The organism is Flavobacterium sp. NLM (assembly GCF_002210235.1).
Taxonomy (GTDB): domain Bacteria; phylum Bacteroidota; class Bacteroidia; order Flavobacteriales; family Flavobacteriaceae; genus Flavobacterium; species Flavobacterium panici.
Genome location: NZ_LIAC01000002.1, coordinates 207221 through 233806, shown reverse-complemented (window position 1 = coordinate 233806; position 26586 = coordinate 207221). Strand labels below are relative to the sequence as shown.

Annotated in this window: 15 protein-coding genes; 3 read left to right on the top strand and 12 right to left on the bottom strand. The window is 35.1% G+C overall.

Annotated features, from left to right (window positions below; genetic code table 11):
• Positions 1–6 precede the first annotated feature (6 nt).
• Positions 7–483 carry a TlpA family protein disulfide reductase gene (locus APR43_RS03080; protein WP_053471920.1) on the bottom strand — a complete coding sequence of 159 codons (477 nt, stop codon included), beginning with the start codon at positions 481–483 and terminating at the stop codon, positions 7–9.
• A 218-nt stretch (positions 484–701) separates the two neighbouring features.
• Complete coding sequence (locus tag APR43_RS03075; RefSeq protein ID WP_053471921.1) at positions 702–1100, bottom strand: hypothetical protein; 399 nt, start codon at positions 1098–1100, stop codon at positions 702–704.
• A gap of 251 nt (positions 1101–1351) precedes the next feature.
• On the opposite strand from APR43_RS03075, the gene APR43_RS03070 reads away from it, so the two are divergent.
• Positions 1352–1840 carry a hypothetical protein gene (locus APR43_RS03070; protein ID WP_053471922.1) on the top strand — a complete coding sequence of 163 codons (489 nt, stop codon included), beginning with the start codon at positions 1352–1354 and terminating at the stop codon, positions 1838–1840.
• Positions 1841–2299: 459 nt separating this feature from the next.
• Complete coding sequence (locus APR43_RS03060; RefSeq protein ID WP_053471924.1) at positions 2300–2521, top strand: hypothetical protein; 222 nt, start codon at positions 2300–2302, stop codon at positions 2519–2521.
• A 139-nt stretch (positions 2522–2660) separates the two neighbouring features.
• On the opposite strand, the gene APR43_RS03055 is transcribed toward APR43_RS03060, so the two are convergent.
• The 5 genes from APR43_RS03055 to APR43_RS03030 all read right to left on the bottom strand — a co-directional run bounded on the left by APR43_RS03055 (position 2661) and on the right by APR43_RS03030 (position 10136).
• Positions 2661–3041 (bottom strand): STAS/SEC14 domain-containing protein, encoded by a 381-nt coding sequence (locus APR43_RS03055; RefSeq protein WP_053471925.1) that lies wholly within the window; start codon positions 3039–3041, stop codon positions 2661–2663.
• Positions 3042–3471: 430 nt separating this feature from the next.
• The gene (locus APR43_RS03045; RefSeq protein WP_053471927.1) at positions 3472–5241 is read right to left on the bottom strand and encodes a RagB/SusD family nutrient uptake outer membrane protein; all 1770 of its coding nucleotides are present in this window, start codon (positions 5239–5241) and stop codon (positions 3472–3474) included.
• A gap of 3 nt (positions 5242–5244) precedes the next feature.
• Positions 5245–8526, bottom strand: coding sequence for a SusC/RagA family TonB-linked outer membrane protein (locus APR43_RS03040; RefSeq protein ID WP_053471928.1), 3282 nt, complete (start codon positions 8524–8526; stop codon positions 5245–5247).
• 72 nt (positions 8527–8598) lie between these two features.
• Complete coding sequence (locus APR43_RS03035) at positions 8599–9528, bottom strand: FecR family protein (RefSeq protein WP_053471929.1); 930 nt, start codon at positions 9526–9528, stop codon at positions 8599–8601.
• A gap of 83 nt (positions 9529–9611) precedes the next feature.
• On the bottom strand, positions 9612–10136 hold the full coding sequence (locus APR43_RS03030; RefSeq protein WP_053471930.1) for an RNA polymerase sigma-70 factor: 525 nt from the start codon (positions 10134–10136) through the stop codon (positions 9612–9614).
• A gap of 264 nt (positions 10137–10400) precedes the next feature.
• Between APR43_RS03030 and APR43_RS03025 the strand changes: the two genes are divergently transcribed.
• A complete protein-coding gene (locus tag APR43_RS03025; protein ID WP_053471931.1) occupies positions 10401–11459 on the top strand; it encodes a phosphatidylinositol-specific phospholipase C1-like protein in 1059 nt (352 codons plus the stop codon).
• Between the two features lie 469 nt (positions 11460–11928).
• Here the strand turns inward: APR43_RS03025 and APR43_RS03020 are convergent, their stop codons facing one another.
• The 5 genes from APR43_RS03020 to APR43_RS03000 all read right to left on the bottom strand — a co-directional run bounded on the left by APR43_RS03020 (position 11929) and on the right by APR43_RS03000 (position 26096).
• Positions 11929–13854, bottom strand: a complete 1926-nt coding sequence (locus APR43_RS03020; RefSeq protein WP_053471932.1) for a metallophosphoesterase family protein — start codon at positions 13852–13854, stop codon at positions 11929–11931.
• 502 nt (positions 13855–14356) lie between these two features.
• A complete protein-coding gene (locus APR43_RS24645) occupies positions 14357–17218 on the bottom strand; it encodes an RICIN domain-containing protein (RefSeq protein WP_240514915.1) in 2862 nt (953 codons plus the stop codon).
• A 261-nt stretch (positions 17219–17479) separates the two neighbouring features.
• A complete protein-coding gene (locus APR43_RS03010) occupies positions 17480–19120 on the bottom strand; it encodes a glycosyl hydrolase family 18 protein (RefSeq protein WP_053471933.1) in 1641 nt (546 codons plus the stop codon).
• A gap of 171 nt (positions 19121–19291) precedes the next feature.
• Positions 19292–21961, bottom strand: coding sequence for a beta-1,3-glucanase family protein (locus APR43_RS03005; protein ID WP_053471934.1), 2670 nt, complete (start codon positions 21959–21961; stop codon positions 19292–19294).
• A gap of 178 nt (positions 21962–22139) precedes the next feature.
• Complete coding sequence (locus tag APR43_RS03000) at positions 22140–26096, bottom strand: family 16 glycosylhydrolase (protein WP_053471935.1); 3957 nt, start codon at positions 26094–26096, stop codon at positions 22140–22142.
• Positions 26097–26586: the final 490 nt, after the last annotated feature.

Below are 26586 nucleotides of genomic sequence, written 5' to 3'. Positions count from 1 at the left end.
ACGGGTTTACAGTTTTTTATATTCAGTTAATAATTGTTCATAGGTAAATTCACTTTCTACAAATTTTCGTTTATCATCTTTGATAAAAAGTGTTGCGGGAATACTTCCTGACCAGCTTGGGTCAATTCGGTCAATAAATTCCTGCGGACTGCTTTCGTTTAAAAGAAATACTTCATTTTTCAGGTTTTTTCTTTTCACAAAAGGAACGACGCTTGAACTTAATTTTGATTTGAAATCAAGGCTTACTAATAAAACAGCAAGTTTTTCTGATTTGTGTTCTGCGCTGAGTTTTTCGAAATGCGGCAGTTCTTTAATGCAGGGTGCGCACCAGGTTGCCCAAAAATTGACTACATAAGTACTGTCTTTTCCGTTTTTGATTCTTTCATTAAGCTGATTGATATTTAACAGCTTCACGTTCTGACTATAAGCTGAAACTGAAAAAATACCAAATAGAAATATATAGAAAAAAAACTTGATTTTCATGAGGTACAACGCTTTAGGATTAATTTGTGCCTTACAAATATAAACTAATGAAATCTTACTTTTTGTTAATGAAAATTTAATGCAGGAAAAAAAAATGCCACAAAGGCGCAAAGGCACAAAGTTTTATTTCTTAGAAACAAAAAAATGTTCCATAGGAACATTTCGTTGGTAGAAAAAAATATGCGTGTTTTCGTTACGTTCCGTAGGAACGTTTGGAATTACATTCCGCTTTTAATATTTACATTATTGACAAAACGAAGTGGCTGCATCGTATCCATTTTGGTTAAAGATAAAATCCCATTTTTATTCTCGTTTATGGCATTTATTTTAAAACAAAATTCATTTCCGTCTTTATCCATTAAAGTTATAAATTCAGTAGTATCATCTGAATTATTTTGACAGCTGTGTGAAATAGTATAGCGAAACATAACTTTGAAAACATCTTTATCATAATTATAAAGCTTTCCATCTGAACCAAATATCCATTTTGCATTTCGGTTTGCATCATTATACCAGGTTCCGATAATTTTTTTTGATGAAGGATCTTCAACTTGATTCTGTGCAAAGACTCCAGAGATTTGCAATAAAAACAGTAAAATTAAAAATAGCTTTTTCATATTCTTTTATTCTTTAATTATGTATTAATCCAAGTAAATTTAGGATTGTCTATAGCATTGCATTTCCTGCAAAAAGTTTTAATATGTTATGATAAGTCAAATTTAATGAAATAAAAAAGCTGGAGAACATATTTCTTAGGTCATTAAATCGTAAGCAACTGTTAATTATGCAACTATAATTTATTTTCCTGTAAAACATTCCGTCTACACGCTTGCTAACTTTGTAAAATACAACTTTAAAACGTAAAGCCATGGAAAAGCAAAACAACTATGACTACGGTCATACGGATCCGGATTTTATAGATCAAAATACGCTTGTAGATGGGACGTATTCTAATGAAGATCAATACAAACAGGATTTAAAGAAAGAAAATAATTGGGAATTTGGCGAAAGCGATCCTGATGTTATAGAGCAAAATACACTGATAGATAATGACAATTATGCAAGAGATGAAGATCCTTATCAATATCAGGAAGAGTTTATCGAAGATTTGAAACATCCTGAACAGGATTTTGAAAAAAATTCGAATGTTAGATCTGAAAATATTCCAAATGAGGAAAGAATAATAAATGAAGATGATGCCATTACAAATGACGGTGAAGAAAATGATTTTGATGATGAGTATGATCCGGATTTAGATTCTGAAGATGATTTAGAAAAAGACGGCGATCTTGATAATGACGAAGAGTTAGACGATTTTGACGCTGAACATTATCCGGAAAATCACCCGAGAGAATAAGAAAAACTAGTTAAAGCATTATCAGTTTATGACTATAGCAACTCAAATTTTCTGGCTGTTTATACTGTCTGTTCCCATAGCTTGTATCAGCTGGACTATAACGCACGAAGAGATTTTTAGAGAACCTCATGAATGGTGTGTAAAACGGTCTCAAAATGAGAAGTTTTTACTCACTAGAAAGTTCTTTTATCTTTTTACCTGCGAATATTGTTTTAGTCATTACGTTACAATTGGCTTTTTATTTTTGACAGATTATAAACTTTTGTTAAACGACTGGCGCGGGTATATTTTGGCCGGGTTTTCGCTGGTGTTTATGGCAAACATTTATATGAGTCTTTTTGCTCTTCTGCGACAAGCTATAAAAAAAGAAAAAGTGGAAATTGAAAAAATTGAGACTGAAACTGATAAAGAAAAGAATATTAACAAATAGAAATACGTATAATTAAATAAATAAAAATCATGGAAAATTTACAATTCATTGACCCATTATTGCACGGAATAAAACCTATCGAAAATAATACTGCTAATCTTTCTGTAAAACAGCTGGCTATTGCCGGATTTGGTTCTATTTTAGTTGGAGCTGTTTTAAAGAAAACCGGACATAATAAAGCTGCCGCAATTGTAGGAAGTCTTGCACTGCCATTATTGTCTGCAGCAGTTTATAAAAAAGTAGCAAAGTAATAAAAGAAAAACGTTTGCTAATTGCGAAAATGCCCGTTAAGGTTTTAAACCTAACGGGCATTTTCTATTAATGTCATGTTTGTTTTTATTTGCTGATGATCAATTATCTAATTGTCGCATTCTCTAATTAGCTAATTTATTAATTAGCCGGCAAATTTATATTTCCTTCAACCCAGTTTAAGGCTTTGTTGAAAGCTTCTTTTTTAAATCCGTGGAATTCTCCGGGAACTACATAACTGAACCCGTTTGTAAAAGAGATAATATCTTCAGAATCTGTTACGATGGCTGCCCTATTCCATTTCCCTAAATGTTTTAATCCTAAAAGTGCATCCTGAAGCCATGCACCGGCTGTGAAATTTTTAATATCAGTATCGAGTACTAATAAAAAATTGATTTCGTTAGTTTGCTTTACTAAATGTTCTACTGCGGGAACCACAGCGGTTAAAAAATCTTCTTTTGTTACTTCTGCCAATGCTCTAAAGGCAACAATGTTATCAGTAGTGTCAATTTGATGTATCATGGTTTTTTACACTTTTTGAGTTATTTAAATAGTTGTTTTATTCTTTTGATATCCAATATCAAATGCTACTCAAATTTACTTATTTTCAAACAGTTAAATCTTACATTTTTCTTAATTGTTTATTATATTTTTTTCAGTTTTTTTAAGAGACAAAGGTTCAGAGGTGCAAAGGCTTTTTATTGGAACGGAATATTGGATATTGATAATTCTATCGACAAAGATTTTCCGTAGAGACGCACAGCAGTGCGTCTAACATTATGTGAGACAACACGTTTTATTGAGAATGGATTCTTGTTACAGAATATTGGACGGGAGACGCACTGCTGTGCGTCTCTACAGAAAAAACCTTTGAACCTTAAAAAGAAAAAACCTGCTTCTTTCGAAGACAGGCTTTTTTCAAAAAAAATAAAAAATAAACTAACACAAACTCTTAATTGTATCCTTGGTTTTGTTTAAACAGTTTTTGGTCGATAACTGTTTGTGGAATTGGAAAATATCTTCTGAATGGCTGAGTAGCAGCTTTTGCTGTTCCGGCTAAATCAAATTTTCCAAAACGAATGCTCTCTGGTCTTCTTTGTAATTCCCAGTATAATTCGAAACCTAATTCTTTATATAATTGTGCGGCATCTAATGAAGTAAGCGCTTTTCCCGGAGCATTTGCAAATAATGATTCTCTTTTTCTGCTTGTACGCAATTTGTTCAAATCATCCATTGCTGGCCCTGTGCTTCCTTTTCTGTAAAGTGCTTCAGCTCTCATAGCGTACATTCCACCTAAACGGAATAACGGAATATCAACATTACTGTTACCGTTTCCTCCTTCTGGATCAAATTCATATTTAAATACACGAGCTCCCTGATTGATTTCATTTTGAGCAAAAACAGATTTTGTAGGATCTGCAAACGTTAATGATGGTGTAAAATCCATTCTCGTAGTAGTACTTTTTTCCATAACTAATGGAGAAACTTTAATACGGTTACCTATCATTTGAAAAGATGCAGAAGTTAATAATACAGGACCATATTGTGGTCCGGCCTGAATACCTCTGTTAAAATGGAACCAAGGTTGTGCTGGGCTGCTTTTAGGAACAATATCTGTTGCAGGCACACTTACATCTGTACCATCATTCATAAACCATGTACCATCAGCATATTGATAATGCTGCTCAAATCTTGGATCGTCATGATTTCCATCCCAGCTTGCGTAAAATTCAGGAGTTGTACAGGCGGCATTTGTACCTCTGTTTAAAGCAGATGTTCTCTGGTTACGCTCCATACATACATAAGCAAAACTATTTGAACCGTTGCGGATATAATCTATCTTTTGAGAAATCGCGAAAATAAGCTCTTTACCATTATCGTTGTCTCTTGCAAAGTTTTTGAAAAAGTCGCTTTCTAAACTAAATTTCCCTGAATCAATTAGTAATGAAGTGTAATAAATAACACGGTCCATATCTGTTCCTGTACCTGATACTGCTGGTTCATTAAAATTGAAATTTGATGAAGCATTGTAACGATCTTTGAATGTCGCACGATTTAAATACATCGTCGCTAAAAAAGCATAACCAGCTTGTTTTGTAAATCTTCCGTGGTAAGTTCTTTGAGTTCCAATATCAGCCAAATCTGGTAATATAGCTTCAACATCTTTTATCAATTGGTCAATTTGAGTATCTGCTTTTAAAATTTGTATTGGTGCATCTACATTCAACGGATCTCTATATGGAGCTTGTCCGTAAAGATCTAATGTAGTATAGGTATAATAGGCTAAAAGAGCTTTTGCTTCTGCTAAAAATAATTTCTTTTCAGGAAAAGTATTTTCTTCAGATGATTTAATTGCCGTTAAAGAACGTGTAATTCCGTTTGTCAATAAATCCCAGTTACCTACAATAATAGCATTACTTGAAGTCCATGTAAATTCATGCATATCTCTCCATTTTCCACCATCTCCCCAGTCACTTCCACGAGTTGGTAAAATAGCCTCATCTGTAGTATATTCCTGCATTGCAAAAACAGCTCCGTGATCTGTAAAAGTTCCGTCTCCAAGTCTGTCATATGCTGCAGCAAGCGAACCTGCAGGATCTGTAGCATCTGTTCCTAATTTTTCATCTAATACAGCTTCATTAAGGTCTGTACAACTGTTTAATAGAAAAATAAAAGAGAATATCGTTATAATTTTTATGCTAAAAAATGTCTTTGTTTTCATGATTTATAGTTTTAAAGTTGCTCCAAAACTGAATGTTCTCGAAGTTGGGTAAGCAGCGTAATCAATACCTATAGATTGATTTCCTCCGTTTGATTTCGGACTGTTGATTAACGGATCATATCCTGTATAGTTAGTAATTGTAATCAGGTTATTTCCTGTTACATAAAGTGTTAATCCGTTGATCCAGTTTTGACCTTTTAAATCAAAATTGTAACCAATACGAGCTGCATTTAACCTGATAAAATCAGACTTTTCTAAGAAAAGTGTAGATAAAATTGGTGAGTTTGTTGGATTTGCACCAGACTCATAATAACCTGTAGCAACGTTTCTGTCAGAAGCAAGGTTGTTAATATTTAATGCGTTCAATCCTGTATTATTCAATAAGTAACCTCCTGTCTGCCCAATGATCGAGAATGAAAAACTAAAGTTTTTGTACCTCATATCACTATTAAATCCGTAGTAAAAAGTTGGTAAAGCTCCTTCGATAATAATTCTGTCGCTGTTATCAATTTTACCGTCACCGTTTTGATCTTTAAAGATGTTTCCGCCTTTATCATCAAAACCAACATGTTGTAACAAATAAAATGAACCTGCTGCATAACCACTTTTGTAAATGTTAGCATTTACCCCAGATTGTCCAGGCCCTGAAATAGTTCCTGTTAAGATTTCTGAAACTGGTAAGTCCTCAATTTTATTGTTTAATGTTGCTCCGTTTGCATCAATATTCCAGCTAAAATCTTTAGTATCAACGATTTTTGAACCTAACATAATTTCAAAACCTTTGTTAACGATTTTCCCGTCAATATTTGTCCAAACAGTTGTTGTTGGTTTTAAAGGGCTTGAAGGAACGTTTAAGATCGCGTCTGTAGTTGTTTTGTTGAAATAATCAACAGTTCCGTACAATTTATCATTCCATAAACTGAAATCTAAACCTACATTGTATTGAGTAACAACTTCCCATTTTAAATCAGGATTTGCTGTTCTGGTTACTGAAACTCCGTTAACTAAATTTAAATCATCATATAAATAATATCCGTCTGGACCAGATAATGAATAACTTGCTTTAGTCAATTTGTTTTGAACTTCCTGGTTTCCTGTTTGTCCCCAGCTCGCTCTAAGTTTTAAATTATTTATAGCAGTTGCATCTTCTAAGAAACTTTCTTTAGAAATATTCCATCCTAAAGCAAATGACGGGAAATAACCGTATTTATTGTTATCACCAAAACGTGTAGAACCGTCAGCTCTCATCGAAGCTGTAAAAAGGTATTTGTCATTAAAAGAATAATTTAATCTTCCAAAATACGATTGTAATTCATTTTCCTGAGCATAACCTGTAGTTCCTGATTGAATTCCGGCAAATCCAGGATTAATTGAAGGTTTTATACCAACTCCCTGAGCAGCAATTCCGTCAATACTGAAACTTGTTCCTGATCTTTCAAATTTTTGATAAGAGAAACCACCTAAAGCTTCAATTTTATGTTTGTCTAATGCAAGATTATAAGTCAAATAATGCTCAACTAAAGAGTTTTTAGAATCTAAATTATTTTGAACATATTTTCCTTTTGGATTTAAATCCGTCACGTTTGGATAAATAGTAGTATTTCTTTCTGCTGTAGAACGATCCAGACCAACATTTAATTTATATTCTAATCCGTCAATAATTCTCAAAGAAGCTTCAAAATTTCCTAAAACTCGCAGCGTACGCGTTTGATCCTCATAAATACTCAATAAATAAGCAGGATTATAATGCGCATTCATGTTAAAGTTTGTGTAATTTCCGTTCTCATCAAAAACTGATCTTGTTGGGTTTGCCATTAATGTATGAACGATTAACTGTCCGTTTGAACCACCATCATCACTTGTAGGAACACCATCATCTTTAGTTTCACTTGCAGTAAGATTCATTTTTACTTTTAAACGTTTGTTGTCTAAAAATGATTCTGCAGCATTAATTCTACCAGAAAGACGTTTGAAATTACTGTTACGAATAACTCCTTCCTGATCCATTTGTGCAACAGATGCATAGTAATTTCCTGATTCTGTTTGTTTTGCAAAAGACAACGCATTGTTTTTAGTAACTGCACTTCTATAAATTACATCTTGCCAGTCTGTGTTGCCGCCATGATCAAATGCTTTATCTTTTATTGCACCTCTATATTGACTTGCGCTTAAAACATCTAATTTGTTAGCAACAGTCGAAACTCCCATATAAGAGTCAACAGTTAATGTTCCTTCTCCTTTTGAACCTTTTTTGGTTGTAACTAACACAACTCCGTTAGATCCTCTTGCACCGTAAATTGCTGCAGCCGAAGCGTCTTTAAGAACTGTAATCGATTCAATATCACTTGTATTCAAAAAGTTTAATGGATTTTTTGCAGATGAGTTACCAAATCCAACATTACTTCCAGAAGGGCTCACATCATCATTAGTCAATGGCATTCCGTCAACAACAAATAAAGGTGTACTACCACTTCTGATAGATCCAACTCCACGAATTGTAACATTTACTCCTGCTCCAGGCTCACCGCTTGTGTTCACCACACGTACACCCGCAACTTTTCCCTGGATTAAATTATCTACAGAAACGTTAACTCCTTGTTTGAAATTTGCAGCTTCTAATTGTGTAACTGCTCCGGTAACGTCTTTTTTAGATTGTTTTCCGTAACCTACAACTAAAACTTCGCTTAGTTCAGAAGTGTTTGGTTCTAATTGAATAGTCATGAAACCTTTTTGAGCAGTAACTGTTTTAGTTTTATATCCTAAATAAGCAATTTCAAGCGTTTTTCCTTCTTCAACAGAAAGTTCAAATTCTCCGTCAAAATTACTAACTGCTGCATTTTTTGTAGTAGCTTCTAAAATCGTTACACCCGGCATTGGAACATTGTTTTCGTCAACAATTTTTCCTTTTACTTTGATTTTCTCAGCATCTACGGGTTTAGAAATTTTAGCCGAAGTTGTTTTCTGAATTAAAACTAATTTTCCGTTGATGTTATAATTGAAATTAGCTTTTTTTGAAAGATCGCTTAAAATTGATGTAACCGATTCTTTACTATAATCTACAACATACGATGTGTTATCAGCAATTACAGCTTGTCCGTAACTGAACTTATAGTCAGTCTTCTGACTTAATTTTGAAAAAATAGAAACAAGTGTAGCTTTTTCTATTTTATTTTCTATTTTTGATTTTTTTAAGGTAGTTTTACTAAAACCACTCTGAATGGTTAGTAACGCTAGTACTAAAAAGATACAACTCTTTAGATTTAAATAAGAAGGTTTAAAATACATGATTTAAGTTATTGGTTTTTTTACGATACTTAATTATTAATGGCAGTTGTTCTCAGCAACTGCTTTTTGTTTTTAATCCACTTTTACTATTTCGCCATAAACTTTGAATTTTAGGTTTGTGATATAATTTATTTGTTCTAAAACATTCTCTAATGCTGCGTCTTTTTTAATGAATACCGTTAACGGCGTTGCTAATACTTGTTCATTATCATATTGAAATGAAACTCCGTATTTATATTGTAAAATGGTGATAACGTGTCTAAGTGTAGTTTGATCCAAAGTAACATCTGTATTGTACCAATTGACCAAAAATGATTTATCAGCCAGTTGTTTAGTAAGTTTTTGCGATTCAAATAATGCTTCTTCATTTGGAACTAAATCAACGCTCTGCCCTTTTGAAGTAACATTTACTTTTCCGGTTACGACAATAACTTCACATTTTGATTTTGACATTTGAATGTGAAATGAAGTTCCCACAACTCTCGTTTTAAGCTCGCCAGAAGTGATTATAAAAGGATGTTTTTTGTCTTTTGCAATTTCAAAAAATGCATTTCCTTTTAATAAAACGACTTTTCTTTCGTCTCCTTCGAATTTTTCAGGATACTGAAATGATGAGTTTGCTGCCAGATAAATTTTCGAGCCGTCACTTAGTTTGATAGATTTGGGATCCGATGACGTTTTAAATGATAATTGTTTTTCTTTTGCAAAATCAGGCTTAAAGAAAAAACCTAAACCAGCAAGAAAAAGAATACTGGCAGCCGCCATATATTTTAGGTACGGATTGAAATTGAATGTTTTCTTCTTCACCATTCGAAGTTGAATTCCGTCGTATATATTTTTAGAAACTTCAACAGAATTTCCCATTGAAGATTCATCCCAATTTGAATTTTGGTATTCGCTTAAAGCAAAATTATTCAGCAGATTTTCTTCTGCCTCTGAAGTTTTATTTCGAGAACTTTTATCTATAAGATATTCTAAACTATGCTTAATTCTTTTTATCATAATACTTATTGTTACCTATAAGTACCGAAAGTTTAAAATCGTACTATCCGTAAATATTATGAAACCATTAACAGAAAGTTATCTTAAAAATTTTGCTTAAAAAAGATAATTGGAGCTATCCAGGCCAGATCTTTCAAGCCTTCGCGCAATTGTTTTATTGCCGATGAAATTTGGTTTTTTACCGTTTGTTTAGAAATTCCAAGTTCTTCTGCAATTTGATCAATTGACATATCCTGAAATTTATACATTAATAAAACCTCTTTTCTTTTCTCCGGAAGTTTATCTAATAAGGAATAAAGTAAATCCATTACTTCGGGATCAATTGACTGAAAATTGTCGATAATGTAATCTTCAAATTTATCTTCCATAATCGTCTTGTCGAAACGATTATTTTGATAATGTTTGAAAATTTGATTTTTTACCGCTCTAAATAAATAAGGTTCGATTGCATTGATATTTAAATCGTCTTTTCGCTCCCATAAATCAATAAAAACATCCTGAACAATATTCTGCGCCAAGTCTTTATCCTGAGTCATCGTATAGGAGAAGGCATTGAGTTTCTGCCAGTAATCAGTATACGTTTTTTCAAAAATTTCAGGATTCTTCATTGGTTATTTTAATCACATTAAGTGATGTAAAATAAGGAAATGTTATACCAATAGTTTTTGCCTGAAAGTTATCTTTAAATTAAATTTTGAATTGTTTTGTTTTATTAATACTACGATTTTCGGGCAAAAATGACAATCGATTTGCGATTTCTTTTCGTTTAGCTAACACAAAAATTAAATTGCGGCGCTACATTAGTAATCTCTAAAATGCAATTCTCTCTTGCTGCGTCTCCATACTTTTTAATCCTAATTTCATCTAAAATCATGAAACAAATTTTGTTTGCATTGCTTTTTGCCGGGACAGTACAATTGAGTCAAGCGCAAAATGAGAATTTAAAAATCAACCAGATACAAGTTATTGGTTCACACAACAGTTATCGCCATAATATCGAACCTGACTTATTCAATTTCATTCAGGCAAAAGATACTACACGTTCGCTAAAAGGTTTACAATACACACACATCAGCCTTACAGACCAATTGAATAAAGGTTTACGCCAATTAGAAATTGATGTTCAGGGCGATCCTCAAGGTGGAAAATTTGTACATCCAAAAGGTCTTGACATTGTAAAATCACAAGAAGCTTACGACCCAAATGGTGAAATGAAAAAACCGGGTTTTAAAGTTTTTCATATGATTGATATCGATTTTAGAACTTCTTGCTACACGCTTCAAGGCTGTCTTGCAGAACTAAAAAAATGGTCTGACGCAAATCCTGATCATGTTCCGGTTTTTATTACTTTAGAACCAAAAGATGATGACAGCTACTTGGGAACAAAAGCTGAGAAATTTACATCTGAACTTTTTGATGCTTTAGACAAAGAACTACGTAAAGGTTTAGGAAATAAATTGATTACGCCAGACATGGTACGTGGAAAATACAAAACGCTGGAAGAAGCGGTTTTAAACAACAACTGGCCAACACTGAAAAAAGCAAAAGGTAAATTTTTGTTTATTTTGGATAATAACGGAGCAAAAAGAGATTTATATGCTTTAAATCATCCGTCGTTAAAAGGGCGTGCGGTTTTCATCAACGCCGAGCCCGGAAAACCAGAAGCTGCAACGATATTTAGAAATAATCCTGAAGATGCTACAATTGCCGATTTAGTAAAAAAAGGTTATATCATAAGAACGAGAGCCGATGCTGACACTAAAGAAGCAAGAGCAAATGATTACACGCATTTCAACGCTGCAAAAACTTCTGGAGCACAAATCATCACTACCGATTATTACCTGCCGAGTACTTTCTTTAATTCTTCTTATCAAATTAAATATGATGATGGAACTTATGTGAGAGTTGATCCGGTTAATGGTGAAAAATAGTTTCAAGTTTTATTGTTTCAAGTTTCAGCTTCCTTTTGGAACTTGAAACTTGAAAAACATAAAGTATGTCATTTCGACTGAAAGGAGAAATCGCACTAGTGTATCGACAAAGATTGGCGATTTTCTTTGTAGATTAACGAGTGCGATTTCTCCTTTCAGTCGAAATGACAAAAATCTGTTTAAATCTGCGTCATCTGCGTACCATTACTTTCAGCTTGTGGCTGTGATTTTTTTAACGCAAAGTGCGCAAAGGTTTTTCGCAAAGTTTGCAAAGGCTTTTGTTTGCGTTTATTAATAAACGTAAAGTTCGCAAAGCTAAATGTATAAAGCTTTGCGGATTTTGCTGCTTAAATTTGCTCGCAAAGACGCAGAGTCGCAAAGATTATAAAAAACTTTGCGACTCTGCGTCTTTGCGAGATTAAAAGAAAACTTTGCGTGCTTGTAAACCTTAGTGTTCTTTGTGGTTAAATTACTTTAAACTTTTAACTTCACCCGTTTTCAAATCAACTGTAAAATGATCTGCGGGAACTTCATGCATGAATTTGTTAAAGATGACAAGAAATAACTTCATCTGTTTTTGTAAAGGTTTTGACGCTTCTTCTTTAGAATTCTCTAAATACAGCTTCGATAAAACTTTATAAGCTTCAACACGTTTTTCTCCAACATCTGAAAGAGCCAATTCATCAGCACTTCTAAAACGGTAAAAGTCAATTAAAAGATCATTTCCTTTCCAGTTGAAATCTTCTTTTTTGAGATTATTTTGAGCTAAAATTTGTTCCGATTTCAATTCAGCTTCACTCCATTCTTTCTGAAACTGAGATTTATTTTTCAGAATAAAATCAAAATCTTTATCCGATTGAATATTAGCTAAAACCAATAAATCATTGGCAGAAACATTCAGAATAAAATCCTTAAAAGCAGAAGGCCAGTCATCTGATAAAAATCTCAAACGAACCAATTCCTTCAAATGGAAATCGGTAAAATCGTGGTAATTTTTAGTTTTCAGAATATCGATATTCCAAATGTCTTTTGTGTTTTGACTTTGTAAAAACTGATATTCCATTTTATACAAATCAAAAAGTTCATCAAATCCCTTAACCTCATCAATTGTAATGGTTTGAATATCGACCAGATTATCTTTTTTAATCGTCAATAATTTATAAGCCGGAATATAAGCGGCAAGCGATGGAGTTTGAATATTAACCAAAGTATTGCCTTTTGCCGTGGTGCGCAATCCTGTATCGTTAATGTGCATGTGTCCGCCAAAATGAATCTTCAATCCCGCATCGGCAAAAACCTGCGCTACTTCCTCAACGGGAACTCGGTTTAACTGCCATTTATTCGGACCTAATAATTCTTTAATTTCCGCGGAAGCGCCATCATTAAAATCAATCATTGGGAAATGACTGAAAGCAACCAAAGTTTTTCCGCGAAGTTTGGCTTCCGCCGAAATATCCTGAACCCATTTTATAAGGTGTTTTTTGTTTGATAGTACATTATTATAACCTGTACTTGCTTCAGAATAACTTTTAGAATCTTTTGGATCGCCATCGGTTTTCTTCGGAATATAAACGTTTCCGTCAATTGCCATTAACCAAAGTCCGTCGATTGGTTCAACGACATAACTTACGTCCGGAACTTCAAATCCAGGCGCCACGTTGTAAACTCTTTTGGTTAATTGTGAAGCTTCAACGGCTTTTTTGTAATTGTAGTTTTGGGAATTATAACTGGCAAAAGGAGTCGACCAGAATTTGTATTTTTTATTCGGATAAAAACCGAAATTTTGGAGATCATTAGTTATGCCTAAATAACCCATTTTAGCAATATCGGCTGTTATGACAACTGGCTGTTCGATATTCATGTTTGGCTTATACATGCCGTCTTTGCTAAAAATGGGTTGGCTTTTTCCTTCCTTTCCTAAAAAATCTTCTTTTCCCGATTCCTGAGCAAATGGTCCAACCGGATCATGATTTCCGGTCGTTATAAAAAATTCAATACCGTATTTTTTTTGGTACTGATCTAAAATTTTCTTCAATCCGCGCACGTGTATCGGCTGTCCGTCATCGGTGTAATCGCCCGGAAGTGCAACATATTTTATCTTTCGTTTTGCAATATCTTCAAGAGCGGCGATGAAGGCAAAATAATTTTCATTGAAAATTCTCGTCGAATGTAACTGCGAGGCCATCGTTCTTATTAACGCATATTTTCCGGTTTTGGTATTCAAAACACCTTTAAATTCATTATCAGAGAAGCTTCCAAACAAATCCTGAAGGTGAACATCAGATAAAAATGCAACCTGAACGCCGTCTAAATTCTTTTGGTTTTGGGCTGAAATGGTATGATTGAAGATTATTATAAAGAGTATAATTATTGGCGAAGTAAATTTTAAATTCATAGGTTTTAAGCTTTTGCAAAATGGGGAATTTATTAAAAGTAATAAGCAGCAATTTTATCGATTTAATGATGAAATGAGTTTATGTTATTGTTATCGAATGATAATGTTTTTATTGAGGTTGTTTTTAACGCAAAGTTTGCAAAGGTTTTTCGCAAAGTTCACGAAGATTTTTTAAGTAAGTTTTTAATAAACTAAAGATCACAAAGCTTTGCGGAATTTTAGATTGATTTAAAAAAAATGTAGTCCCTACGGGACAATTACATTGAGAAATCACTTTTTTTCTACCGATATTTAACCTCTATCGAGGTAATTTAGAAAACTCCGTTAGGAGTTAAATATCGGTAGAACATAAATATATCGCCCCCGAAAATGTCCCGTAGGGACTACACACAAAATTATCTAACTCTAAATAAAATTTTAATCATAAAAAAAGGCTGTCATTCTGACAGCCTTCACATTAAAACCTAAAATTTAATGTATAAAACCATTATGGCGAAATGGATTATTTCTTTATAAAACGTTTTATTGTTTTTTGCCCATCTTTTTCAAAAACAACAAAATAAATTCCCTGTCTTAAATTCGAGACATTCAAACTATTATCATTGCTTTTTTGTGATGAAACTACAGATCCTTGAGAATCTATTATTTTAACATTTCCTCCCGAAACATCTTTTGTAAAGAAAAGCGTTTCTGAAACCGGATTTGGATAAACATTAAATACAACCTCTTCAACTTTTTCATCTATATCTTTTGATGCAGCCGGTGCTCCTGCTCCAACTTTCGTTATTCTGATCCAGTTGATGTTCATTCCCGTATTTTGAATGTAGATTCCGAAATTATATGTTCCGGCATTTACGTTTACGGTTTGTGTAACTGTCTGCCAGTTTTGCCATCCTCCTGTATTTGGAATATCAACATTTCCTAAAATGATAGTTCCTCCGTTTAAATCAGATGATAATTTACCGCCAGTTACGGCACTTGCCACTCTGTATTCAATTAAATAAGAACCCGTAGTTGGGAAATTAATATTGTTATACGCCAACCAGTCGCCCGTTTCTGTGTAACCTACGTTTGAACCTCCGCCAGTATCTGTTGTAGCTTCAACCTGAATGCCGCTCATTGCTGAGTAATCTTCAGCCTGAATTAAACTAGAAGTCTGAGAAGTCGTTGTTGCAATTAATTTCCATTGTCCGCACGTTTGGTTGTTATTATCCCATTGCTGCACATTGGCACCATTTGCAGTACTTGCTCCGGCAACCTCAACGATTCTTCCGCTGTGTCTCGCAACGATTTTATAAAAGCCATCGCCTGTAGAAACTAATACAAACTGTTGGTTTGTAGTTCCGTTGTATGGATATTGCTCTACACTCACTCCATTTGCTGTATTAAAACCATTTACGTCTAATGATTGTCCGCTGTGGTTGGCAATAATTTTGTATAAACCGTCACCTAAATGTGTAAACGTAAATTTTTGATTGTTTCCTGTATTGGCAGTTCCTTGTTTGATACCTGCTCCGTTTGTTAAACTTGCATTCCAAACGTCCATATTTAGGTTACTGTTTCTGTTTTGAAGGAAGAAAGTTTGATTTCCTAAAGTGGTAACTCCGTTTGCAAGAATTCTAATCGAACTTACTTTATCATTCCACGTTGTGTTTAAACACGAATTATCAGAATTAATTACAGTCGAAGCTCCGGTAAAATTATCATCTTGGTACAAAATTGCCTGAAATCCCTGTGTAATTCTAAGTGACGAAATATCATCATTTAAAACGCCTAAAGAATTTAAACGCGCCAAATTATAATCACCAATCGTTAATCCGCCTGAGAAACCTGTATAATTACAATCTTTATAAACGGTAATTACATCTGTTGATGGATTGATATTTCCTCCCGGTGGAATTGTTCCTGTAATGGAATAACTTCCGATAGAACCGTAAGCCGAATATCCGCCGCTTCCGGCATTTCCTGCTCCGTTTCCATCAACGCCGACAAAATATTTACCAGCCGGAAGATTTACATTCATAGAAGCATTTAAAGCAAACGGATCAGAATTCCAATACGTTCCCATTTCTGTTCCTGCAGAATTATATAATCTTAATAAAAGATGCAGGTTTCCGTCTCTCGAAACAGTGTTGGCATTTATAGAAACATTTCCGCCGCCAGTTGTAAATGTGAAGAAATCATAATCAGCTGCACTTGAAATAATTCCATTTTTTTGATTGATTGCTCCACTTGCATTATAATCTAAAGTGGCTGCAGAAGCAGTATTATCTCCATAATCGTCTCCGCGATATCCAACTCCAAATTTAGAACCTGCAATTGTCGCTACATCATCTTGTAAATTATTAGCAAAATTGTATTCGCCTTTACTCCATTGTACCACAGGTCTGTAATATCCAGCACCCATAATTGGAGCCCACGAAGTTCCGTCTAAACCTACGAAATAATCTTCGGCAGGATTGGTACGTCCGTCATGACCAAGATCAAAAGTATGACCAATTTCGTGAGAAGAAGCATCACCACCTGATTTCCCGGAAGTAATGAATACCCAGCAAGGTACATCGTTATCCCAGTTAAAAGAACCAATGTAAGCTACACCACCCGCGCCCGGAGCTGCCGTATTTGTTGGCGTTACTACAACACGCATTCTTCTGTTTCTTGGGTATGAATTAAAAACGGCTTCGCTTGTGGTTACGTTTAAATTAAAAGGTCTGTAATCTTCTGAAACTACTTCCCAATGCTGCTGAACTGCTGCATCGCTCATTCCTGAAGCTGCAGCGTTTATAGCATTACCATTGTTCCAAAGATTTCCTGCAGGCATATAATAACCATCAAAATCTAATAAAACGCAGCCTGCTGCACCCGGTAAACTTTGAAGGTTTAGCAATGCCGGAGCAATTTCTGCTGCCGCTGTTGTTTTATTTGCAGCTTTTGATGGAAGATTTTTATAATCGATACAAACCAAAGTATTGATGTCAACTTTAGAAACAAAAGCATTTCCTTGTGCATCAGAGTAATATTTGTAGGCTTCTCTGGTTTTCTTTAAAATAATATGACCTTCAAGAGATTGATCTTTAACTTTAATATAAAAAGAAGATTCTGCAACATTTTTAATTTCTCCAATTAAAAATTCACTTGACTGATCTGATTCTTTATAGTTTATTTTTCCGTTAAAGCTTTTGGAATCGGCTGCCTGAAGCAGAATTGTTTTTTCAGGACCTTTTGCGGTTGTTGAAGAAACTAATCCACTTTTTATTTTATTTAAAAATGTTTTGCTCGAACCTAAAGAAGTCTGCGCCGTGGCAAAATATCCAAAGGAAATTATCAAGAGTAAACTTAACCGAAATCTGTAATTATTTTTCATATAATTGGGGTTAAAGGGGGTTACAATTTAAATGGAGCGTTTTTTTAACACATAGAGACATAGTTCATTATGGATAAAGACGTTTCACTCGCATAAACAATCATAGTGTTTTGCGTTTAGCTATGTGTAAAAACTAGTTTTTTGAATTTCCTTTATTTCAGAAGAAAAAATCTATGTTTCTATGTGTTTAAAAAATACTCTATAAACAAAAGCACTAATCTTCTCTGCCGAAACAAAGAAGAAAAGTGCTTTACGTAAAACTTATTTTTTAATAAAACGTCTTACCGTTTTGATTCCATCTTTTTCCAATGAAATCAGGTAAATTCCTTTTTTCAAACCAGCAACATTAATGCTGTTGTTGTTTACTGTTTGTGAAGAAACTGTAGCGCCGCCTTCAGAATTGATAACACTTACATTTGCTCCGGAAACTTCTGAACTAAAGAAAAGTGTATCTTCTGTTGGGTTTGGATAAATAGTAACGCTTGCAATATCAGCAGAAGTTTCTGCAGCAGGTGCAGCAGATTTAGCCGCTAAACCAGAAGCTGATTTTGTGATTCTAAACCAGTTTAAATTTACTCCTGAAGCTTGAATGTAGATTCCGAAATTATACGTTCCGGCATTTACATTTACAGTTTGCGTAATCGTCTGCCAGTTTTGCCATCCGCCAGTATTTGGTACATTAACTGCACCAAGCTGAATTGTTCCGGCATTTAAATCAGATGATAATCTTGCTCCGTTAACGGCACTTGCAACTCTGTATTCAATTACATAATTACCAGATGTTGGAAAGTTAATATTGTAATACGCCATCCAGTCTCCTGTATCTGCATATCCAACATTTAAACCTCCGCCTGTATCTGTTGTAGCTTCTGTTTGAACACCGCTCATTGTATTATAACTTTCGGCTTGTATTAAAGTTCCTGTTCCAGGAGGATTACTTCCTGTAATTACCTGATTGATTGCAGTTAATAATGATTTAGAACCAGTTGCATCCTGGGATAATTCCCAAATCATAACTCCGCCTGCGTTTTGAATCGCAAAAGTTGTTTTTGCTTTGATTGTTGGAATTCCATTATAGTAAATCGTATTTCCAACCTGATCTAAATTTTCTGCTCCCGGATATTGAGCTACAATATTAGCATAAGAAATTCCCTGATTTGCAGAAGCTCCAAAACCATATCCGTAAAATGGTAATCCAATGATAGCTTTACTTGCAGGTAAACCTCTTCCTGTCCAGTAATTAAACTGATTTACAGCCATACTGTATGGAGAATGCTGTCCCGGATTATTTGGCTGCCATGGACCAGTTGCATCATATGCCATGATATTAATCCAGTCATAAGCCGCAAAAGTAGATGCAGGTACATTTGCACCACCATATCCTTCTGAAAGCGCTGACGAAATCAATTTTCCATTGGCATGTAATTTATTCGCCAAGGCAATAACAAATCCGCCGTAATCGCCGTTAATTGCCGGACCTTCTAAATCTACGTCGATTCCGTCAAAATTGTGAGCGACCACATAGTCGTACAGTTTTTGAATAAAAGCGGTACGGTTTCCCGGCGTAATTAAATTAAAATAATTGTCGCGAATGGCACCGCCTTCAGAAATGGCACCTCCTCCAAGAGAAACAAAAACTTTAACGTTTTGAGCATGTGCAGTATTAATAATGGCATTATTTCCAGAATTAAAACTTAAATATCCGTTTGCATCAGGATTTTCAAACGCAATATTAATGTGCGTTAATTTACTGTACTGGATTGTTCCTGCTAAAGCATTTAAATCTACCCAGTTCGGGACATAAGCGATTACTTTTTTCTGCTGGGCCGCAGCTAAGTTAAAAACACCCAACACTAAAATAATAATGCATTTCTGCAGCATTCTTCGGTAATTGTTTTTCATAATAAATTGTTTAATAGATTAATAAAAATTTGTAAATATTGGGGGAAATGAAAAATTTTAGATTTCAAACTTCAGATTTTAGATTTGATCGCTGTGCAATCTAATTGGGTCAAACTAACTAACGCTCCCTAATTATTATCTAAAATCTAAAGCCTAAAATCGTTTTTAAAACTATTTTTTTATGAAACGTTTGATCGTCTGTTTGCCTTCTTTTTCAAAAACAATAAAATAGATTCCTTGCTTCAAATGCGAAACATCAAAACTGTTATTATTGATTTTTTGAGATGCTACAGTAGATCCCGTTTGTGAATCGACTATTTTTACGCTTCCGCCAGAAAGATCTGTCGTTACATACAATGTATTTTCTACCGGACTTGGATAAACATTTAAAGCAATTTCTGCTGGTTCTTCTGCTGGTTGAACCGAAGCCGTTTTAGCCGCCGCACCCGCACCAACTTTAGTAATTTTAATCCAGTTGATGTTCATTCCGGTATTTTGAATGTAAATTCCGAAATTGTATGTTCCTGCATTTACATTTACCGTTTGCGAAACCGTCTGCCAGTTTTGCCATCCTCCAGTATTTGGAATATCAACATTTCCTAAAACAATTGTTCCTCCGTTTAAATCAGATGATAATCTGCCGCCAGTAACGGCACTTGCCACTCTGTATTCAATTAAATAAGAACCTGTTGTTGGGAAATTGATACTGTTATACGCTAACCAATCACCAGTTTCTGTGTAACCAACATTTGAGCCTCCGCCTGTATCTGTAGTTGCTTCAACCTGAATTCCGCTCATTGCTGAATAATCTTCGGCCTGAATTAAAACAGAAGTCTGCGAACTTGTGGCAGGAACCAGTTTCCATTGTCCGCAAGTCTGGTTGTTATTATCCCATTGTTGTACAATTGCGCCAGAAGCTGTACTTGCTCCTGCAACCTCAACAATTCTACCGCTGTGTCTTGCTACAATTTTATAAAAACCGTCACCAGTAGAAACCAATACAAACTGCTGATTTGTTGTTGCATTGTATGGATATTGCTCTAAACGCGCGCCGTTTGCTTTATTGAAATTATTAATGTCTAAAGACTGGCTGCTATGGTTAGCAATAATTTTGTACAATCCATCGCCTAAATGTGTAAAAGTGAATTTCTGATTGTTTCCTGAATTCAAAGCACCTTGATTAATTCCTGCTCCGTTAGACAAACTTGCATTCCAAACATCCATATACAAACCGCTGTTTCTGTTTTGTAAAAAGAAAGTCTGGTTTCCTAAAGTTGTAGTTCCGTTTGCAAGGATTCTGATAGAAGTTACTTTATCATTCCAGGTTGCATTTAAACAAGAATTATCAGAATTAATTACTGTTGAAGCTCCTGTAAAATTATCATCTTGGTATAAAATGGCCTGATATCCTTGTGTGATTTTTAATGAAGAAATATCATCATTTAAAACACCTAAAGTATTTAAACGAGCTAAGTTATAATCTCCAATTGTTAATCCGCCAGAGAAACCTGTGTAGTTACAATCTTTATAAACTGTAATAACATCTGTAGAAGCCGGAACAGAAGGAACCGTTCCTGCATAACCTCCAAAAACTGCAATTACTTTTGTTGGTTGTGGCGAATGCAATGATGGTGACTGATCTGCAACATCATCATAAGCGAAACCGTAAGCCAAATTATCAATGCTGATTCCCGGTAAATGCCAGAATTTAGAATAATGATTGGTTGGGTTTACCTGATAAAATTTTGAAGCATCGTACCAGTTTTGCTGACCCGGATTTGCTGTTGTAGTATTTACAACGTGTCTGTTGATTGCAGCGGTTAATTGTGCCTGAATCACAAGATCTAAATCTCCGTCAACCAATCTTCTGTCCAGAACACCTTTTCCTTCAAGAGCTTCCTGAGTACTTGGTCTGTATTGAACTCTTCCTGTACGGCCAACAAATCCTCCAGATTGTCCAACCATTTCAAGCTGTTCGCCAATAACTCTTCCTTTAAAAACTCCGGCGTCTCCGGCATAAAAAATTAAATCTTCATTTTTATATTTATTCCAGATCGCGTCGATATAGGATTTTAAATAATTGGCTTGTGGCCCAACTGTCGTTCCTCCTGTTCCATCTGCAAAAGCAGGTGTTTTTGACGGAGCTGTAATTTCACCTGTTGTATTGTTTACACAACCTTGAAATTCTGATGGAACATTGGCTTTAAAAGCGGCCACGATATCAGCGTGGTTTTTTAATTCTCCAACTTTCTTTTGATATCCGTTTGCGCCAAATAATTCCAGTCCCATTGGATATTTATACGAATCTACTCTTGAAGGATTTCCAAAGAAACCATATTGATTATTAGTCAACTCGATTATTTCATATAAAATTCCCTGATTTGGATCTGTTGCATTCAGCGGATTTGGCGATGTATATCCCGAAGGAGCTCCATTGGCACCAAAAAAGTAAAAATACAGCTGAGAACCTTTAGAAATAAAAACCCTGCAGCCTGCAATTAATGGCAGCGTGAAAGTTTTGTTTGGAATTTCGCTCAGTTTGGTAAAACAAGCTGCATATTTTGAATTTTGTCCCGGTCCGGTATTTCCTCCAATTGTTGGTCCCGTAACGGTATTATAAGATGAACTCATTGGTAAAACCTGACTTGTTTTGGCATTTACCCAAACATGGTTTCCGGTGGTATAATCGATACCAACAATGGCTACATACAATTCATTATCATTAAATGTAGAAGTATTGCTAATCGTAAAAGGAATGGCTCCCTGACCGAACATAAAATTTGAAAACACAAGAAACAGTGCTGTCAGTAGCGAAAATCTTTGAAGTTTATTTTTTTTCATATTTAAATAATTGTGGGGTTTATGTAAATAGATTCTAAACTGAAGTCATTTTTAAATCATGACTTTTTAATCATCCGTCAGGTGCAATTATTTGGTGCTATCCATTTAAATTTAATTCCAGCTTACAATTGAATGAGAGGGTTTATTTTAAAACAAACTACACCCAACGGATTTTTAATTATTTCTTAATTAGCTTTTTTGTCCAGCTTTTTTGATCTGATTTGAAATTCAGTATATAAATTCCTTTTGTCAGTCTGCTCAAATCAATTACGCTTTCACTTGCTTCTTTCTCCGGTTTATTCTGAAGAACCAGCGTTCCTGAATTGTCATAAATCGTGATGATTTTGTTGTCTAAATTTTCAGGAATGGCAACTTGAATATAGTTACTCGCCGGATTTGGATAGATGGCAAAAACAATACTTTCAGGCGTACTTTCTTCAACTATAACATTCGCTTTTTTAGCTGCAGAAGCAGATCCGTAGGCTTCTATTTCATATAATGAATATCCGTAAGGAGCCAAAGCTTTTGTTGTACATAAAATGCGAAGGTATCTCCCTGTTCCGCTTACGGTTAAATCATCCGTTCCTCCATCGCTGGCAGTTTGTGTGTTGATAGTTTCGTTTTCGGTAAAAACGTTATCTGTAGAAAGCTGCACTTTGTATTGCGTTGCAAAAGCTGCTTCCCATTTCAATACTACACGATTCAGGTTGTAATTACTTCCTAAATCAACATAAATCCATTCCGTAGCATTAGCAAAAGAACTTGCCCATCTTGAAACTGTTCCGTCTCCATCAGTAGCTTTTCCTGCTGCTAAAGTTGGATTTTCTTCTGTAGAAGCTGTAGCCGTTTTTGACAGAGCTAAATTTACATTTGGATTTGCTGTAATATTTCTAACAATAACATCACTGAAAACTCCCGTTCCTAAAGTTCCGTTTGCGTGAGATGTAACCGCCATTCCAACATAAATGGTATTTGCCATTGTAATTGTTTTTGGAGTTCCAAGTTGTGTCCACGTTGTACCATTATCAGATGTGTAAGATGTAAATACATTTCCTGCACGTACCACACGAACCCATTTTGGAGCTGTTCCCGCGGCAACATCTGCCACCGTTACTCCCGAAGTAGCATTTCTTGATAAAAACTCAGCGCCTGCAGCCGGTGTAACATCTGTCATAGCATGTTTAGAAGTTGCTGTAAGTGTTTCTCTAAACATTACTCCCGCTTTTGCGTATGTATTTGTATTTGTTAACGAATTTACTTTGGCAATAATTTCGGCATCACCAGTAATAGATTGATTTACAAACTGAAATTGATCGCTTGTTTCCCAAATATCAGTTCCAGAACCTTTTATAGTGAAAGTTCCGCTAGAATGTGTCGCTTCTCCCGCTGGTGCTACCGCACCCAAATCTGTACTAACCCACGGTGCAGGTAATCCAACTGGAGTTTCTGTCGAAACTAAATTTAAAGCTCTTAAATTGTCAAAATAATACGTGTTTCCAGAATTTGTTCCCGGTTCGTATAAGAAAACAAAACGGTTTACTTCACTGTCTAAAGTCGAAGCATCTGGCGTGCTTACATATGTAAATGTAACCGTATGCCAAGTATTGGTTTGTTTTACAACTCCCTGATAAATACTGTGTCTTCCTACCGGATAATTTGACGGAACCGAAGCACTGCTTTCTGCCTGCCATGAAATAACAGATCCAACCGGAGCAGACGTATAAACATCCATAGCGAATTTTTTAGTTCCGCTTTTGAAATCTCCAATATTGGTTAAAGTCGTATTGAAGGAGAAATTATCATATAATTCTGTTGACTTACGAACGTATCTTCCAACGTTTGCAGAAGTATTAATTCCTGTCGCACTTGGGTTAGCTACGTTTGCTGTGTAAGTTCCGATAGCATCTCTAAATGTAATATTGTGAACCGTTTGATAATCTTCGTAAACAACTCCAGGCGTGAATGTATCCGGAAGTTTTGTTGCTCCAATTCTGATATTATCAAAATAATACGTATCGCTTGTAAAAGAACCTGAGTTAAACAATAAAACCATTTGGTTTACTGCCAAATTCGAAGTTCCTGCATCTGGACTTGAATTGAAATAAAAAGTCAACGTTTCCCATTGGTTTTGTTTCGTCGTAATCGCAACGTAATTACTGTTTCTTCCCGTTGGGTAATTCGCAGGAAGTGAAGTTGCACTGTTTTCTAAATTCAAACTTACAACCGTACCAACTGGAGCAGTTGTATACACATCAATCATGATTTTATTTGTCTGGTTTATTAGTAAACCAGCATCTTCAATCGTGCTTTGTGTATTAAAGAAAAGTACATCGTATTGTTCCGTTACGTTTCTAACATATCTCGCCACATTTGCAGACGAGTTAACAGCGTTTGAACCCGGATTTGCCACAACCGAATAAGTTCCTGTTGTAGTTCCTTTTATAATTTTGTTGATGCCGTCGTAATTCTGCAATACGTCTGTGGCAACAATTGGTTTTTCTGGTGTAGCTCTTGTCAACAGGTTATCAAAATAATATGTTGCGCCAGAATTTGAATTCGATTCAAAAAGTAAAGCCACATTATTAATCGTTAAAGCGCTTGTATTTGCATCGATAATTTTTTCGAATTCAAACTCAATCGTTTCCCATTTGTTCTGAACTGTTGTAGTCGCTTTGTAACCGCTGTGTCTTCCTAACGGATAATTTGTCGCAGTTGTTACATTGCTATTTTCTAACTGCAGCGAAACTTTAGTTCCAACCGGAGCCGAAGTATACAAATCAAAAGAAATTCTTTTTCTTCCGTATACATAATCATTCGCATTGCTGATTACTACATTTTTGATATTGAAAACATCGTACAATTCAGAAGAATTACGAACATATCTTCCTACCAAAGCCGAAGTATTGATTCCGGTTGCAGAAGGATTTGCTACAGCTTCTGTTAAAACTCCCGTTTTGTTTCCGTAAACAACATTTCTGTTCGTTTGAAAATCTTCCTGAATTTTCTCTACCGGAATAGCAGGTTCAGTTTTTACAGCCAGTTTATACGTATTTGCCGTACAGCCAGAAGTTGTTGCCGTTACCGAAACATCTCCGCCTGCAGTTCCCCAATTTACAGTTACGGCATTTGTTCCCTGCCCAGCCGTAATTGTTGCTCCCGCAGGAACAGTCCAATTGTAAGTTGCGCCAGTAATAGCATTTATAGAATACGTTTTACCTGTTTCGTTTTGATACACTTTTGCATCTCCGGCAACGCCATATTTATAACTTCCGTCATAAACACGAACATAATCTACCTGCAATTTTGCCGGAAAATCAGCTGGAACTGGAGCTACTCCTGCCCCATTTACACTTGTATAAGGCGTTCCTGCACTACCAACAGCCAGATTTAAAATAATATAAAACTGATTGTCGTTAAAAGGCCATCCGCCGTTTACAGTAGTATTAGGCGTTGCGGTGTGGAATAAAACATCATCAACATACCATTTAATAAAATTTGGTCCCCATTCTACAGCATAAACGTGAAAGTCTGTAGATAAATCTGTTGGAGAACTATAACTTCTTCCCGTAAAATGATATCCGTTTCCATCGTAATGAATTGTTCCGTCTACAGATTGTGGGTTTCTGTGTTTGGCTTCCATGATATCAATTTCACCAGTATACGGCCAGTTTCCTCCTACCGGAAGCATCCAGAACGCAGGCCATGCACCTTGTCCGTTTGATAACTTCATGCGGGCTTCAACTCTTCCGTATTTAAGGGAATATTTTCCTTCTGTGGTTAATTTTGAAGAAGCATAAGGCTGATCAGGAAATGCGCCATTCGGCTCATATTTTGCCTGAATGTTCAAATAACTGTTTGCTCCTTCTTTTACAATTGTCGCCTGATTTGGATCGTAACGCTGAGCCTCAGCATTTCCGAATCCGCAAAGCGCCGGACAACCGTTTCCTGAAATACTCTGCCACTTGGTTAGGTCGACAGTAGTACCGTTAAATTCATCAGACCAAACCAATGTTTTACATTGTGCCTGGACATTCAAAATTGGCAGCAACACAAATATTGCCGCAGCCAAAAATCGTTTAAAATAATAGAAATTGTCTTTCGGTGGTCGGCCGAAAAAAGGGTCATTTTGATTCATTTTTTTTTTAGTTTTTTGTTAGTAAAGTTTATTACCTCGACAAAAACCTATTTTGCAGAAATGGGTTCTTATTCTAATAATAATCCGACAATATTAACAAATAAATCAGGCTACACTTACATTTTTGAGTACGGTTTGACTACGGTGATTTAAAAAAAATGCAGAAAAAAGGCGTAAAACTACTTAGGATATTACTTACGAGATGAAATCCCGTTTTGGAAGTTATTCTCAATCGTAAAAGCTGTTAGAGATTTAAAGCGTGAAAAATTTTAAACACATAGAAACATAGATTTTCTTCTTGCTTCTTATTTGAGATTATAAAAAAAGCTCGCTTTCACACATAGCTATGTTTGTTTATATTAGTGAAACGCCTTTTTTATAGACAAAGCAAACTATGTTCCTATGTGTTTAAATAATCGTCCTGTAATTTACTTACTTCTTTTTCACACAGCTATGTTTGTTTAAACTAGTGAAACGCCTTTTTTAAAGA